The sequence below is a fragment of the Jidongwangia harbinensis genome (assembly GCF_020216025.1).
In the GTDB taxonomy this organism is placed as follows: domain Bacteria; phylum Actinomycetota; class Actinomycetes; order Mycobacteriales; family Micromonosporaceae; genus Actinoplanes; species Actinoplanes harbinensis.
In genome coordinates, this window is record NZ_JAIWNC010000042.1 from 18696 (window position 1) to 34118 (window position 15423).

Genomic DNA, 15423 nt, shown 5'->3' on the forward strand with positions numbered 1-15423 from the left:
GGGTGCGAGGGGGCTGGTTGCGGAGGGTCCGACGGGTGTGGAGGGCGAGGGTCCAGTGGTTGCGGCAGCGCCGGGCGTGAAGGGTCCGGCGGGTGCGGAGGGGCTGGTTGCGGAGGGGACGGTCGCGGAAGGGCCGGCGGTTGAGGGGCCGGCCGCGGAAGGGTCGACTGTCGAGGTGCCGGCCGTTGCTGGGGTGGCCGCGGCGGGGCGCGCCGGTGTGCGGGCCGCCGCGACCACGAAGCGCGCCGCGGGGCGCGGCTGCGGGGGATCGGCGCTCATACCGCGACCCGCCGCCGCGCGGTCGCCGTCGCCGCGGCCTTGAGCAGTGCGCCCGGCACCCCGCCGCAGGCCCGGATGCGCAGGTCGTCGGTCCAGCCGGCCGCGGCCGCGAACAGCGACGCCGCCGCGCCCGGCCCGAGCGGTCCGAGCGGTACCCGGGTGGCGCCGTCCAGATGCAGGCCGGGCCCGCGCGTGGTGATCAGCGTCAGGCCGCCGGCGCCGGCCGGCAGCAGGGGCCACACCTGGTCGCGGTCCGGCGCGCCGTCCAGGACCAGCAGCAGCCGGCGCCGGGACACCTCCGAACGCCACAGCGCGGCCTTCTCGTCCGGATCGGACGGCAGGTCGGCGGCCGGTACGCCGATGCCGCGCAGCAGCCGGTCCAGCAGCAGCTCCGGGCAGAGCCGCATGCTGACGAAGAACTGCCCGTCCGGGTACGCCGGCGCGAGGAGATGCGCGGCGTGCACGGCCAGGGCGGTCTTGCCGATGCCGGCCGGCCCGTCGATCAGGATCACCGGCGCCGACCCGGACGCGGCGTGCCGCACCGTCGCCAGTTCCGCGGTACGCCCGAACAGGCGCACGTCGCGGGGCAGCTCCCGGCGGATCGGCGAGGTCCGCGATCCGGCCAGCACCAGGCGTTCCGCGGCGGCCAGCGCGGGACCGGGCGCGACGCCCAGCTCCGCGGCGAGCACGTCGGCCGCGCGCCGGCAGGCCACCAGGGCCTCGGTGCGCAGACCCGAGGCGTGCAGGGCGCGCACCAGGTGGGCCCAGGCCGACTCGCGCAGCGGTGCGTCGGTGGTGACGCCGCGCAGCGTACTCACCGCCCGGTCGTGCTGACCCAGCCGGAGTTGCAGCTCGGCGAGGTGCTCGCGCAGCTGCAGATGCAGTTCGTCCAGGGCGGCCGCGGCCGCGGCGGCCGCCTCGACGCCGCAGAACGGCCGGCCGCGCCACAGCGCCAGCGCCTCCTGCACCAGGTCCAGCGCGGCCGGTGCGGCCAGACCGGTCCGGCGGGCGGCCACCGCGAGGGTCCGGGCCCGGTCGGCATCGATCTCGCCGGGCGCCACCTGCAGCCGGTACGCGTCCGCGCGGCGCTCGATGCGGCCCCCGGTGTCCGGGCCGGACAGCAGGCGGCGCAGCTGCCACACGTACGTCTTGAGGTTCGCCTCGGCGGACGCCGGCATGTCCGGTCCCGGCCAGGTCGCCTCGATCAACTGGTCCACCGTGACCCAGGCGTTAGGCTGCTGCAGCAGGGTGGCCAGCACGGTGGCCGGTTTCCCGGCGCCGAGGTGGTGCACCGCGGTGGTGTGCACTTCGAGTGGTCCGAGTACGCGATACAGCACTTGCCTGCCCTCCTGCCGCTCCGGTGCCCATCACGATCCGCCGGCGCGCATGAGAATCCGATGACACGTCCGAGGGGAGGCGGCGGTGCGGGTGATGGTGGTCGAGGACGACGACAATCTGCGGCTGGCGGTGACCATCGAGCTGGCCCGGGCCGGCCTGAGCGTGGACCAGGCGGCGGACCTCGCGGCCGCGGACGCCGGGCTGTCCGGCGGCGGCTACGACTGCGTGGTGTTCGACCGGATGCTGCCGGACGGTGACGCCATCCACTACGTGCACCGGCGCCGGCAGGAGGGCTGGGCGGTACCGGTGCTGTTCCTGACCGCGCGGGACAGCATCGCCGATCTGGTGGCCGGCTTCGAGCACGGCGGCGACGACTACCTGGTGAAGCCGTTCGCGGTGGCCGAGATGACGGCCCGGGTGCTCACCCTGGGCCGGCGCGCCGGCAGCGGGCGGCCGTCCGTGCTGCGCCACGCCGATCTGGAACTCGACTCGGCGCGCCGTCAGGTGCGCCGCGCGGGTGTGCTGCTGGGCCTGACCGCGAAGGAGTTCGCGGTGCTGGAGCACCTGATGAGCCGGCCGGGCCGGGCGGTGAGCCGCACCGAGCTGATCGAACACTGCTGGGACAGCAGCACCGACCCGATGTCCAACGTGGTGGACGTGGTGATCAAGCGGCTGCGCGGCAAGCTGGGCGAGCCGGAACTGCTGCACACCGTGCGCGGGCGGGGCTACCGGATCGGCGGCGGGGACGGCTGACCGGCGTCGGATGGACCGGTTCTGTACGCCCGGTTCCTAGGCTCGGCCGGTGACCAGAACATCCCAGCTGATCCGGGCGCTGCGCCCGCGCCGCGGGGGCCGGCTGCCGCTGGCGCTGCTCGTCGCGGTCGGCGCGGTGGGCGTGACGGCCGCCGTGTCGGACGCCGGCACCGCCCCGCCCGGCCTGCGGTTCGCCCAGATCGGACACTGGATCGCCAGCCCGGCGCAGGGCACCGTCTTCCACGTCAACGGCGCCTCCCGCACGGTGGACGCGCAGGCCCGGGTCGACGGCATGGACCGCGGCAGCCAGGTGGTGCAGGGACCCACCAGCGGGTACGTGGTCAGCAAGGACAAGATCCTGGAGTTCGGCAAGTCCAGCCTGGCGGTGGAGCAGTCGATGACGCCGCCGACCGGGGAGCAGCCGGTCGCGGTGGAGGCGAAGGGCGGGCCGTACCTGGTGTACCGCGAGGCCGGCACCGTGGTGCGCCTGGGCGGCGGGGAACCGGCCACCATCCCGGCCGGCCGGGGCCTGGGCCAGCCGGTGGTCACTCCGGACGGCACGCTCTGGTTGCAGCGCACCGACAGCAACGTGCTCTGCCTGCTCACCGCGGACACCGACCGGTTGTCGTGTCCGGCGTCCGCGCCGGTCGGGCACACCGGCGCGCTGAGCGTGGTGGGGCGGCAGGCGGTGTTCGTGGACACCCGCGACGACACGCTGACCCCGGTCTCCGCGGGCGGGCTGGGCCGGGCCACGAAGGCCGGCGTGGACCTGCCGGCCGACGCGAAGATCGCGGGCGCGGACGTGGGTGGCCGGATCGCCGTGGTCGACCCGTCGGCGGGCCGGCTGCACCTGGTGGACGGGTCCGGGGTGCGCGACGGCCGGGCCGGCCGGCCGCTGACCCGGGAGCTGCCGGCCGGCGAGTACGCCCCGCCGGCCGCGGGCCGGTCCTCGGTGGTGCTGCTCGACCTGCGCGGCAACACGGTGCGCACGTACGACCGGGAGGGCCGGCCGCAGCGGGTCACCGCGGTGCCGCCGGAGGCCGGCGAGGCGCGCCTGGGCCGGGGCGAGGACCAGCGGGTCTACGTGGACGGTGGCGAGGGCCGGCACGTCCTGGTGGTCGGCGACGACGGCAGCGCCGGCGCGGTCCCGCTGATCGGCACGCCCACCTCCGGCGCCGCACCGCGCCCGCAGGCCCCGCCGACTGAGAAGCCGGCCGGGCCCGCCACCCCACGGCCACCTACCCCGGCGGCCGGGCCACCGGCGCCCGGCGCGCCCCGGCCGCAGGTGGAGACGCCCACCCGGGACCGCGCCCCGCGCCGGCCGGCGACCGCCGACCGGCCACGGTCCCGCACGACCAGGCCCTCCGGGGCGACCGCCCGGCCGCCCCGGGCGACCGCCCGGCCGCCCCGGGCTACGGCCACGCCGCCGTCCCGGCCCGGCATGCCGCGCGGCCTCGCCGCCTCGGCGCAGGGCACGACCATCCGGGTGACCTGGCGGGCCGCCGCCGCCAACGGCGCCGCGGTGACCGGCTACCGGGTGACCTGGACGGCGGCCTCCGGCGGGGGCGGCGGCACCGTCAACCGTTCCGGCGGCAGCCGGTCGGCCACGCTCACCGGCCTCACCCGGGGCGTGTCCTACCGGATCACGGTGGCCGCGCAGAACTCGGCCGGCCGGGGCGCCGCGGCCACCACCCGCGCCACCGTGCCGCGCCCGGCCCGGTCGGTCACCGTCTCGCGCGGTCGGACCACCTCCCACTCCGACGACTGCACGCCGCCGGACTGCGCGTACATCCGGGTGGAGATGCGCGGGTTCGCGCCGAACCGGTCGTACCAGATCGAGGTCTTCTCCTCGGAGTGGGGGAACTTCAACCCGGGGGCGCGGCTGCGCACCGACCGCAGCGGAACGCTGATCGTCAGCGACCGGTTCCCGTTCAACGGCGTCGGGCAACGGGTCTGGGTCACGGTCGACGGCCTGGAGTCCAACCACTACCGCTGGCCGCGCGGATGAGCGCCGCCGGCACCGCCGCGGCGATCGCGGAGAACGTGCAGCGGGTGATCCGCGGCAAGGCCGAACTGGTCCGCCTCGCCGTGGCCGGGCTGCTCGCCGAGGGACACCTGCTCATCGAGGACGTGCCCGGGCTCGGCAAGACCACGCTGGCGCAGGCCGTGGCGCGCAGCATCGGCGGGCGGTGGAGCCGCATCCAGTTCACCCCGGACCTGCTGCCCGGCGACATCACCGGGGTCAGCGTCTACCGGCAGAAGGAGGAACGGTTCGCGTTCCACCCCGGCCCGGTGTTCGCCAACGTGGTGATCGCGGACGAGATCAACCGGGGTACGCCGAAGACCCAGTCCGCCCTGCTCGAGGTGATGAGCGAGCGCCGGGTCACGGTGGACGGCGAGACGCACCGGGTGCCGCGGCCGTTCCTGGTGGTGGCCACGCAGAACCCGATCGAGCTGGAGGGCACGTACCGCCTGCCGGAGGCGCAGCTGGACCGTTTCCTGATGCGCCTGTCGGTCGGCTACCCGGACCGCGGGTCCGAGGTCGACGTGGTGCTGGGCGACGCCGCCGCCGCCACTCCGGACGACCTGAGCGCGGTGGTCGACGCGGCCACCCTGGAGCGGGCCGTGGCGGAGGTACGCGCGCTGCACGTTGCGCCGGGAATCGCCGACTACGCGGTACGCCTCGCGGAGGCCACCCGGGAACACTCCGCCCTGCGTTACGGCGCCAGCGTCCGGGGCAGCATCGCGCTGATCCGGGCGGCCCGGGCGGTGGCCGCCGTGGACGGCCGCGGCTATCTGACGACGGACGACGTCAAGGCCGTGGCCGTCCCGGTGCTGGCCCACCGGCTGGTCCGGACCGCGGAGGCCGAACTCCACCAGCGCGGCACCGCCGGGATCGTCGCGGAGGTGCTGGCCGCGGTACCCGTGCCGACTGCGAGCGGGTAACCGTGCGGCCCACCCGCCGCGGCGTCGCGGTGACCGCCGCCGCCGGACTGCTGCTCGCCGCCGGGCCGGCGCTGCGCTACCCGGGGCTGACCGTGCTCGGCGCGATCCTGGCCGCCGCGGTGCTCGCCGCCGTCGGGTCGACCGCCCGGAAACTGCGCCTCGAGGTGCACCGTTCGGTGCACCCGGACCGGGTCGAGCGTGGCCGGCCGGCGCTGGCCGAGCTGCGGGTCCGCAACACCGGCCGCCGCCGCCAGGCCGGTTTCCTGGCCACCGACGCGGCCGGCGGTGCGGCCCGCACGGTCCGGCTCACCGGCCTGCTGGCCGGCGCCGAGGCGGTCCGCCACTACGAGCTGCCGACCGGCGCCCGCGGCCGGGTCACCGTCGGCCCGCTGGTGCTGCAGCGCGCCGACCCGTTCGACCTGGCCCGGCACCGGCTGTCGACCGGCGTCACCGCCACGCTGTGGGTGCATCCGCGGCAGTTCCCGGCGCGGCCGCTGACCGCCGGGGTGCCCCGGCACCACCACGAGGGCCGGCCGGACGGCGCACTGCGCGGTTCCGCCGAGCTGCTCGACGTGCGCGAGTACGTGCCCGGCGACGAGGTGCGCCACCTGCACTGGAAGGCCACCGCCCGGACCGGCCGGCTGATGGTCCGCGACCTCACCGACCCGCACCGCGGCCGGACCACCGTGCTGCTGGACAACCGGCCGGGGGTGCTCGGCGACGCGGAGTTCGAGGAGGCGGTGGACGTGGCCGCCTCGCTGCTGTCCGGGTCGGCCCGCGCGGCCCAGGACACCCGGCTGCGCACCTGGTCCGGCCTGGACGTGGCGGTGCCGGGCGGCCCGGACGGGATCCGCCTGCTGCTCGACGAACTGAGCCAGGTCCGCCCGGAGACACCCGGCGCCGACCCGGTGATCCCGGCCGGCGGCGGCCTGGTCGTGGTCACCGGCGCCGGCGCCGCGCTGGAGGCGGTCACCGCCCGGCGGCCGCGGTTCGGCACGGTGGTGGTGGTCGCGCTGGGCGGGCCGGTGCCGGTACCGGCCGGCATCCGGGTACTCCGGGCGGACAGCGCGAAGGAGGCGGTACGGCTGTGGAACGAGACGATCGCCTAGCCACCGGTGTGGTGCTGGCCGCCGCCGTCGCCGGGTTGCACTTCACGCCGGTGTACGGCCTGGTTCCGCTGCTGCTCCCGGTCGGCGTGCCGGCCGCCGCGGTGCTCACCGCCACCTGGCTGTGCGCGCGCCGGCCCGGCCTGGTCGACTGGCGTCCGCTGCTGACCGCGCTGGCCGGGTTGCTGACGGTGGCCGAGACGGCGCTGTGGCACACCACGCTGGCCGGGCTGCCCACCGGGCGGACGGTGCGCGCGCTCGTGGCCGGCGCGACCGGCTCCGGGGAACTGGTGCTGCAGTCCACCTGGCCGGCCCGCGCCGACCCGGAACTGGTGCTGTTCGTGCCGCTGCTGGTGACCCTGGCCGCGGTGCTCGGCGTGGAGGTGCTGCTCCGGTTGCGGTCCCCGCTGGTCGCGCTGCTGCCGAGCCTGGCCGTGCTGGTGCTCGGCCAGGTGTACGCGCCGCTGCCGCCCGGGCCGGCCGGGCTCGCCGCGCTGGCGTACGCGGCGGCCGGCGCGACACTGCTGGCGGCGCGGGCCACCGTGGTGCGGATCGCGGCGTCGGCCGCGGTGGCCGTACTCGCGGCGGGGTTGACCGTGGTGCTGCTGCCGGACGGGCCGGCCCGGTACACGGTGCGCGACGCGCGGGCCGCCCCGCTGGACGGGACGCTGCCGGCGAACCCGCTCGACGAGATCGCCTACCGGCTGGCGCATCCGTCCGCGGAGGCCTTCCGGGTCGACCGGGCACCCGCGGTGGACCGCTGGCCGCTGGTCGTGCTGGACGGCTTCGACGGGGTGAACTGGACCGCGGCCGGGTCGTACCGGCGCCTCGGCGCGGAACTGCCCCGGGACGGGTCGGTCACCGTCGGCGTGCGCCGCGAGTCGGCGGACCTGACCGTCACCGACACCGGCGGGCCGTGGCTGCCGAGCCAGCCCGGACTGGCCGCCGTGGAGGGCGCCTCGCCCCTGGTCGCCGAGCGCTACCGGACCCTGGTGCGCCCGGACGCGGACGGTGCCCTCCGGTACCGGCTGAGCTGGTGGCAGCCGCAGGTGGACGCGGCCACGCTCGGCGACGCCGCGGTCGACCCGGACGCGCCGGGTGGCCTGGACGGGGTCGGCGAAGTCCCGGACGCGGTCGCCGACCTCGCCGAGCAGGCGGTGCGCGGGCTGCGCCCGTCCTTCCGGACCGCGCTGCTGCTGGAGAACCATCTGCGCACCAACTACCGGGCGGCGGTCGGCCAGAACCTGCCCACCGGGCACGCCTGGCCCCAGCTGACCGACTTCCTGCTGGTCAGCAAGCGGGGGACGAGCGAGCAGTTCGCCGCCGCCTACGTCGCGCTGGCCCGGGTCGCCGGCATTCCGGCCCGGCTCGCGGTCGGTTACCGGATGCCCGCGCGGCGCCCGGCGGACGGTCCGGTGGTGGTCCGCAACGGCGACGTGCTGGCCTGGCCGGAGGTGGCGGTGCGCGGCGTCGGCTGGGTGCCGCTGGATCCGATCGGTGCGGCCGCGGGCGCCGCCGCGGGGGCCGGGCTGGCCGCACCGACCGAACAGGCCCGGACGATGCTGGCCGCGCCGGACGACCTGCGCGATCCGCCGCCGCCGACCGCCGCGCCCGCGCCGGCGCCGCGACCGGACCGCGGCGCCGGGCTTCCGGTGCCGTGGGCGGCGCTGCTCGCGGCGCCGCTGGTGCCGCTGCTCGGCTGGCCGGTGGGGGTGCCCGTGGCCTGGCTGGTGCGGTCGTGGCGGCGCCGGCGACGGCCCGGCGCCGCGGCGGTGGTGGGCGCGTGGGAGGAGGTCCGGGACCGGCTCCGGGCGTACGGCGTGGCGACGACGCCCGCGATGACCGTCCGCGAACTGGCCGTGGCGGCGGGCGCGGTGGCCGACGCCGGCACCGTGGGCGAGATCGGGCGGCTGGCCACGGTCGTGGACCACACCCTGTGGTCGGCCGCCGGCGACGTGGACGACGACGTGGTCCGGGCGTGGGCCTCGGTGCGGGTGGTGCGGCGCGGGCTGGCCCGCCGGGACCGGCGTACCCGCCTGCGGGCGCTGCTCGATCCGCGCCCGCTCCGGCCGCCGCGTCCGGTCAGCGGCCCTCGATGATCCGGCGGATCTCGTCGCGGGCCGAGCCCGGATCGAAGGACGCGCTGTGCGGGTCGATGCCGCCCGCGGCCGTCTCGAACACCCGCGCACCGAACTCCCGGTCGGTCGGGTTGTTGCCGTACCGCCAGGTGCCCGCGGCGGAGAGCGCGTCATCGGGGGCGGCCGTGGCGTGGACGTGCTCCCCGATCCGGTCCGGCGGGACGCCGTCCAGGCGGTACTCGCCGGCGTTGTCGACACCGGGATCGGTGCTGGCGACCAGGATCAGGTCGTCGGCGGCCAGCCCGAAGTCGCGGGCCGCCTGGCCGGCCACGGTGGTGCCGTAGCTGTGTGCCACCACCGTGTTGTGCGACGGCTCGCCGTTGTGCGTGGTGCGCAGACCCTCCTGGAAGCGGGCCAGATCGGCCTTGGCGGCCTCGGCCCGGCCGTCGTCCAGCACCGAACCGAAGCCCGGCAGGCCCATGTCCGGCGTGTCGTAGCCCAGCCAGGCGATCGACGACGTGTCCGCTCCGGGCCGCAACGAACCCGCGCGGTCGATCAGCGGGCCGACGTCGCCCAGGTCGTTGTAGATTCCGGGCACCAGGGTGGCGACGTTGCGCGCGGTGTCCGGGTTGCCGACGGCCACGATGGCCCGGCCGTCGCCGGTGGTGTCCAGGCCCAGCAGCAGCGTCTCGGCGCCGGGCGCCTGCACCCGTAGCCGCTCGTCGATGGCCCGCAGCCCGGTCAGCCGGTCCCGCACCTGGTCCAGTTCGCCGTCCGCGGCGGGCGGCCCGGTGCCGCCGGTGATCTCCCGCTCCCGCTGTTCCAGCCCGGCGATCCCGGCCGCCAGCACCGGCAGGTTCGCCTCGTGGCGCACCGACGCCGGAATGCCGTCCAGGTTGCGGATCGCGTCGGGCAGGCCGCGGGCGTAGGTCTCGCGGTCCTCGTCGCTCAGCCCGTCCCACCAGGCCCGCACCTCGTCGGGCGTGCCGCCGACCGGCGGGCCGGGCGGGAACGGCGGCCAGTCCGCGAACGCCTGGACCGGGGCGGCGCCGGTGCCGGCGGCCGCGATCCGGTCGGCCGCGTCGCGCATCATGGTGTCGACCATCGCCGCCACCTGCTGCACGAACGCCGCCTGCGCCGGCGCCTGGGCCTCCGGTGCCAGCGCGGCGATCTGCGCGTACCCGGCCGCGTTGGCCTGGATCAGCGCGTTGATGCCGGCCTTCACGCCCATCACCTCGGCGGCGTAGGTGTCGGCCATCCGGGCCATCTCACCCATGCGTGCGCCGAGATCCGCGGTGGTGCGCAACTGTTCCCCGGCGCGGGTCTGGAACGCCTGGCCCGCCGCGTCCGGCCACGCCTCGGCGACCGGCGCCACGTCGTACCCGCCGGCCCGGGCGAAGCGCTCACCGCCGCCGCGCCAGCCCGACGACAGTGCCCGCAGCGCGTCCTCGTCGGAGTCCGGCCAGCCGGTGAGGGCGCGTACCCGGGGCCACAGCTGCGGATCGGACGGCTCGGCGATCGGCATGCGGTCACCAGCCCCCGGCCGGGCCGGCCGGCATCGCGGCGGCCGCCCGGCGGTCGGCTTCGAGATAGTCCGCGCAACAGGCCAGGCCCACGCCGCCGGACTCGCTCAGCGAACCGGGCATCCGGCCGGCGCCGGCCCGCAGCTGCTCGGCGGCGCCGCCGTAGACGCCGCGGAACGCCTGGCCCAGCAGGTCGCCGCCGATGCCGGCCTCACCGGCGTCGATCTCCGCCCGGCACGCCTGCCAGGCGGCATCCAACTCGTCCCCGACCGCGGTGAGCCCCCGCATCACCGGCTCCGTCAGGTCCGTCTCCATGTGCACGAAGTCGCTGCCTGCCATGGGGACCACCGTGCCGCACGATCCGGGCCGGCGACGCCGGCTGGCCGCAAGATGCCGCTACTGGGCACAGGTGGCGCCGCGGATCGCCTTCGGTGGGCTGATGAACAGGCCCTGCCCGTTGGTGCCGCGGATCTCGAAGCAGTAGCGGCGCACCGGATCCACCTCGACCCGGTACGTGGTCGCCTGCTGCACGATGATGGTCCGGCTGGACTCGCCCTCCGGCGCCACGGTCACCGCGAACTGCAGGTCGGCGCTGCTCGACCAGGACAGGTCGACTACGTTGCCGCGGTCGGTCGGCTCGGCCAGCTCCAGTTGCACCGCCGGGCCGCTCGGTCCCGGTGCCGCGCTCGCGGTGGCCACCGGCGGTGCCGCCGATGGCGGTTCCGGGTCGCCGGGCCGGCTCATGAACAGCAGGACCGCCACGACCGCCACCAGCGCGACCACCGCCGCGCCGGCCAGCACCGGCCGCCGGCGACCGCCCCGGTCCGGCCCGAACTCCAGGATCGGCCTCCCGGCCAGGACCGGCGCGGGGAGCACCGGCGCGCCGGCCGGCCCGGCCACGGCGGGCTCCACCGCGTCCGGTGTGGCCAGTCGCGCCGCCACCGCGGACGCCTCCGCGGGCCGCTGCTCCGGGTCCTTGGCGAGCAGCGCGGTCACCAGCTCGCCGAGTCCCGGCGGCAGGTCGTCGCGCTCCGGGCGGGGCGGCGGCTCGGTGAGCACCCGGAGCAGCCGGTCGCCGTCCGGCTCACCGGGCCGGGCCGGGAACGGCGGCTGCCCGGTCAGCGCCAGGTACAGCACGGCGCCCAGCCCGTACAGGTCGGCGCGCTCGTCCAGGACCCCGTCGCGTACCGTCTCCGGCGCCCGGAAACCCAGCTCCCGCGCCGGATCGGTGGGGAAGGCCCGGCGCAGCACCGGCCCGAAGTCGGTCAGCACCGGCTCGCCGGACGCCCGGAACAGCACGTTGCCCGGCGTCACCCCGCCGTGCGGGACCCCGGCCGCGTGCGCCGCGGACAGCGCCTCCGCCAGCGCCGCGCCGAGCGCCAGGGTGTCCGCCACGGACAGCGGCCCGAAGCCGGCGATCAGCTCCGGCAGCGACTGCGCGCACAACTCCCGGCGCAACGCCCGGCGGCCGTCGTCCAGCTCGACGATCCGGTCCGCCACCACGATCGGCGCCCGCGCGGCCGCGCCGGCCAGCCGGCGCAACTCGCCCTCCACCTCGGTGCGGGTACGCCGGTCCAGCCGTCCCGGCAGCACCTTGAGCGCCCAGGCCTGCCCGCTGCCGGCGTGCACCCCGGCCAGCGCCGAACCCGCCTCGTCGCCCAGCGGCACCAGGTCGCGGTACTCGTCGTCGGTCGTCATGGTGGCGCTCATCCTCGTGTCCGCTAGCGGCCGTGCCGGTTCCGCGGCCCGTCCGGCCCGACCATCGTAGGAAGGCCGCCACCACGGCGGCACCACCCCGGCAGGATGCTGCCGAGTCCGGAAGGGACAACCTCGACGATGACGACCGCCAGCGTGGTGCGGGTGACCATCGCGGCACCCACCCGGCGGATCGACCTGGCCCTGCCGGAACGCGCGCCGGTCGCGGAGATGCTGCCCGGGCTGCTGCGCCGGGCCGGGCAGACGCTCGCCGACGACCTGCCGGACGGCGGCTGGCTGCTGCGCCGCGCCGACGGTACGCCGGTGGACGCCGCCCGTACGCTCGCCGCCCAGCACGTCCGCGACGGCGAGGTGCTGCACCTGGTGCCGGGCACACTGGACTGGCCGGAACTGGAGTACGACGACCTGGTCGACGCGATCGCGGACGGCGCCGGGCGTACCGGGCGGCGGTGGGCCCCGCGGCACACCCGGCTGGCCGGGCTGACCGCCGCCGCGCCGGCCGTGCTGCTCGCCCTGACCGCGGTGCTGCGGGCCGGCCCGCCCTGGCCCGGGCCCGGCCGGGCGGCGCTGCTCGTCGCGGTGCTCCTGCTGGCCGGCGGGATGCTGCTGGCCCGGGTGGCCGGCGACGCCGGTGCCGGGGCGGTGCTCGCCGCGCTCGCCCTGCCGGCCGCTTTCCTCGCCGGGGCGTTGCTGCTCGGCGGTCCGCTGCCCGGCGGTCCACCCCGCGACGGTCCACTGCCCGGCGGCGCCCTGTTCGACGGTCTGGCGCGGGACGGTTCGCTGCCCGGCGGTCCGCTGCCGGACGGAGCCGGCCCGCTGCTCGGCGGATGCGCGGCGCTGCTGGTCGCCGCGGTGCTGGCCGGGCTGGGCGTGGTGGACCGGCTGCCGTTCTTCGTCGCCGCCGCCGTGGCCGGGCTGCTCGGCGCCGCCGCGGCGGCCGCGGTGACGCTGGGCTGGACCGGCCCCGACGGTGCCGCGGCGGTGACCGCCACCGTGGTGTTCCTGTTCTCCCCGCAGCTCGGGCCGCTCGCCGCCCGCCTCGGCCGGGTACCCACCCCGATGCTGCCGCGCACCGCCACCGACCTGGTCCGCGACGACCCCCAGCCGTCCCGGCGGGCCGTCGACCTCGCGGTGCTGCGCGCGGACGCCCTGCTCACCGGCATGCTCGCCGGTGGCGCGCTGGCCGCCGCGGCAGCCGCCACGGTCCTGGTGCCGGACGCCGGACTGCCGGCCACCCTCCTGCTGGCCCTGCTGGCGCTCGGTTTCGGCGTACGCGCGCGTCTCTATCCGGCCGTGCGCCACCGCCTGCCGGTCCTGCTCGCCGCGGCCGCCACCACCGCGGCGCTGGCCGTGGCCGGCCTGGCCGGGCAACCGCTCAGCGTCTCGGTCCCGGTCCTGCTGGCCGCCGCCGGGCTGGCGACCGGCGCCGCGCTCCGGTACAGCCGGCGCCCGGCCGGCGCCGCCCTGGCCCGCTACGCCGAGGTGCTGGAGGTGCTGCTCGTCCTGGCCTGCGTGCCGGTGGTCTGCGCGGTGCTGCAGCTGTACGGCCTGGTCCGCGGGCTCGGCGGCTGACATGGCCTCCCGCCGCGACCAGTTGCAGGCCCAGCGTTTCCTCGCCCAGCGCGTGCACTCGGCCCTGGTGATCTGCGAGACCGACCCGGAACAACCGCCGTTCCGGCGCCCCACCGGCGCCGCGTTCGGCAGCGTCGCCCTCGCCCTCGTCGCCCTGCTCGCGGTCGGCGCCTACGGCTTCCTGCACCCCGGCGCCAACCGCTCCTGGCGCACCGGCGACGCGGTGATCGTGGTGAAGGAGACCGGCGCCCGATACGTCTACGTCGGCGCCCGCCTGCACCCCGTGCTGAACTACACGTCCGCTCTGCTGGCCCTCGGCCGGCACGCACCCACCCGGTCCGTGTCCCGCAACTCGCTGGTCGGCGTGCCCCGCGGCCCGCGCATCGGCATCCCCGACGCACCCGACGCACTCCCCGAAGCCGGCCGCCTGCTCACCGCCGCCTGGACGCTCTGCTCCAGCCCCGCCGCCGACCGTACCGGCGCCGCGGTCGACGAGTCGGTCCTGCTGGCCGGTGCCGACCCCACCGGCGCCCGCCCGCTCGGCGACGCCGCGCTGCTGGTGGAGGTGCCCGAGTCCGGCGACCAGTACCTGATCTGGCGCGGCCACCGGCACCGCATCCGCCAGCCCGACCGGGTCACCGTCGGCCTCGCGCTACGCGCCGAAGCCCGGGCCCGGGTGGGCCCCGCGCTGGTCGACATCCTCCCGTCCGGCGACCCGATCGCCCCCCTGGCGGTACGGGACGCCGGCAAACCGTCCCGCGCCGTGCCCCGCCGTACCGACCTCCGGATCGGGCAGCTGCTCGTGGTGCAGACCCCCGGCGGCGGCGTGCAGCACTACCTGGCCGAGGCGGACCGGTTGCGCGCCATCACCGAGCTGCAGTACGACATCCAGCTCGCCGCCCGCTCCACCGCCGCCGCGTACCCCGGCGACGAACCGGTCGGGCTGCCGCTCGGCCTGACCGCCGCCGCCGAGGCCCGCCAGGAAGCCGTCCCACCCGCGGCACCGGCGGCCGCGCCGGCCCGCAGACCACCCTTCGCGGGTACCGGAACCGGCCCGATCCCGGTATGCGTGACGTACGACGACGGGATGCCCGTACCCCGCATCCGGGTCGGCGGACAACTCCCGCCACCCGGCGCGACCGTCGCCACCCCCGGCCGGACCGCGGCCGGCCTGCCGCTGGCCGACCGGGTGCACCTCCCCCCGGGCCGGGCCGCCGTGGTCGAGGTGCTGCCGAGCAGCCAGGCGCCGTCCGGGACGCTGGTGCTGGCCACCGATCAGGGTCGCGCCCACCCGCTGGCGTCCCGGGAGGTGCTCGGCATGCTGGGATACGGGCGGGCGCGTCCGGTGCGGCTGCCCGCCTCCCTGGTCACCCGCCTGCCGATGGGCAGTGGCCTGGATCCGGCGGTCGCTGCCACATCTCCGCGTTGAGGGTCCGCTTCGCGCTCACCGTGGCACGCTGTCGCGCAGATCTTGGAGGCGACCGCAGATCTTGGAGGCGGAGGCAGATCTTGGAGGCGTGCGGCCCCCAGGAGGGCGTTTTCGCTCCAAGATTCGACCGAGCCTCCAAGATCGGCGAGGAACTCGATAGCGGTATCGTGCTAAATAGCCATCAATTACCGCACCCGGCGACCACTTGAATCGACGGCTGGCTGATCGCCGCCGACCCCCTGTGCTGCCGCGGATCCCCGTGCCGCCGGCGACTCGGTGAGAGCAACGTGCCCCTGCGGCGGCGGTGCGTGGCAAGCGGTGAGGCGCCCGCCGCGCCACGTTTGCGGCGGCGGTGCGTGGCAAGCGGTGAGGCGCCCGCCGCGCCACGTTACTGAGATCACCCCACTAAGGGCGATCTCAGCAAGGCCGGTGCTGCTGCCGCGGTCTCCGGGCATGCAGCGCAACTTGGCGTCGGACGTCCCCGGGCGGTCGGTCTGCCGCGAATGCGCTACCTCGGGACTCCGGGGCGCAGCCATCCGGCACGGCAGGCCTTGTGGGGACACAACCACACTGGTGTGCCACCGAGGCCGGTCGTGGCCGCCGACCTTACTGAGATCACCTCTTTGGAGCACCAGCGCTGTTGGCGGGCGCAGTGTGTGGTGGTGTGTCGCGTGTGGAACTGC

Annotated in this window: 11 protein-coding genes; 7 read left to right on the forward strand and 4 right to left on the reverse strand. The window is 77.0% G+C overall.

Annotated elements, in window-relative coordinates:
* Positions 1 to 275 precede the first annotated feature (275 nt).
* Positions 276 to 1616: an AfsR/SARP family transcriptional regulator gene (locus LDL48_RS35835; RefSeq protein WP_225259591.1), complete on the reverse strand. Its 1341-nt coding sequence runs from the start codon at positions 1614 to 1616 to the stop codon at positions 276 to 278.
* A 94-nt stretch (positions 1617 to 1710) separates the two neighbouring features.
* Here LDL48_RS35835 and LDL48_RS35840 point away from each other — a divergent pair, with 94 nt between their 5' ends.
* The 5 genes from LDL48_RS35840 to LDL48_RS35860 are packed head-to-tail and all read left to right on the forward strand — an operon-like array spanning position 1711 to position 8521.
* On the forward strand, positions 1711 to 2370 hold the full coding sequence (locus LDL48_RS35840; RefSeq protein WP_225259647.1) for a response regulator transcription factor: 660 nt from the start codon (positions 1711 to 1713) through the stop codon (positions 2368 to 2370).
* A gap of 49 nt (positions 2371 to 2419) precedes the next feature.
* Positions 2420 to 4378, forward strand: coding sequence for a fibronectin type III domain-containing protein (locus tag LDL48_RS44795; protein ID WP_225259592.1), 1959 nt, complete (start codon positions 2420 to 2422; stop codon positions 4376 to 4378).
* Positions 4375 to 5316, forward strand: a complete 942-nt coding sequence (locus LDL48_RS35850; protein WP_225259593.1) for an AAA family ATPase — start codon at positions 4375 to 4377, stop codon at positions 5314 to 5316. Before LDL48_RS44795 ends, LDL48_RS35850 begins: the two co-directional genes overlap by 4 nt.
* A 2-nt stretch (positions 5317 to 5318) precedes the next feature.
* Positions 5319 to 6425: a DUF58 domain-containing protein gene (locus LDL48_RS44800; protein ID WP_225259594.1), complete on the forward strand. Its 1107-nt coding sequence runs from the start codon at positions 5319 to 5321 to the stop codon at positions 6423 to 6425.
* Entirely contained in the window at positions 6404 to 8521 is a 2118-nt protein-coding gene (locus LDL48_RS35860; RefSeq protein ID WP_225259595.1) for a transglutaminase-like domain-containing protein, read from the forward strand. The genes LDL48_RS44800 and LDL48_RS35860 overlap by 22 nt, the downstream gene beginning before the upstream one ends.
* On the opposite strand, the gene LDL48_RS35865 is transcribed toward LDL48_RS35860, so the two are convergent.
* The 3 genes from LDL48_RS35865 to LDL48_RS35875 are packed head-to-tail and all read right to left on the reverse strand — an operon-like array spanning position 8505 to position 11721.
* Complete coding sequence (locus LDL48_RS35865) at positions 8505 to 10025, reverse strand: WXG100-like domain-containing protein (protein WP_225259596.1); 1521 nt, start codon at positions 10023 to 10025, stop codon at positions 8505 to 8507. The genes LDL48_RS35860 and LDL48_RS35865 overlap by 17 nt on opposite strands.
* A 4-nt stretch (positions 10026 to 10029) precedes the next feature.
* Positions 10030 to 10362: a hypothetical protein gene (locus LDL48_RS35870; protein WP_225259597.1), complete on the reverse strand. Its 333-nt coding sequence runs from the start codon at positions 10360 to 10362 to the stop codon at positions 10030 to 10032.
* Between the two features lie 57 nt (positions 10363 to 10419).
* On the reverse strand, positions 10420 to 11721 hold the full coding sequence (locus tag LDL48_RS35875) for a serine/threonine-protein kinase (RefSeq protein ID WP_225259598.1): 1302 nt from the start codon (positions 11719 to 11721) through the stop codon (positions 10420 to 10422).
* A 138-nt stretch (positions 11722 to 11859) separates the two neighbouring features.
* Between LDL48_RS35875 and eccD the strand changes: the two genes are divergently transcribed.
* Both eccD and eccB read left to right on the forward strand, forming a co-directional pair.
* Positions 11860 to 13311 (forward strand): type VII secretion integral membrane protein EccD, encoded by a 1452-nt coding sequence (eccD, locus tag LDL48_RS35880; RefSeq protein WP_225259599.1) that lies wholly within the window; start codon positions 11860 to 11862, stop codon positions 13309 to 13311.
* Position 13312: 1 nt separating this feature from the next.
* Positions 13313 to 14740: a type VII secretion protein EccB gene (gene eccB / locus LDL48_RS35885; protein ID WP_225259600.1), complete on the forward strand. Its 1428-nt coding sequence runs from the start codon at positions 13313 to 13315 to the stop codon at positions 14738 to 14740.
* Positions 14741 to 15423: the final 683 nt, after the last annotated feature.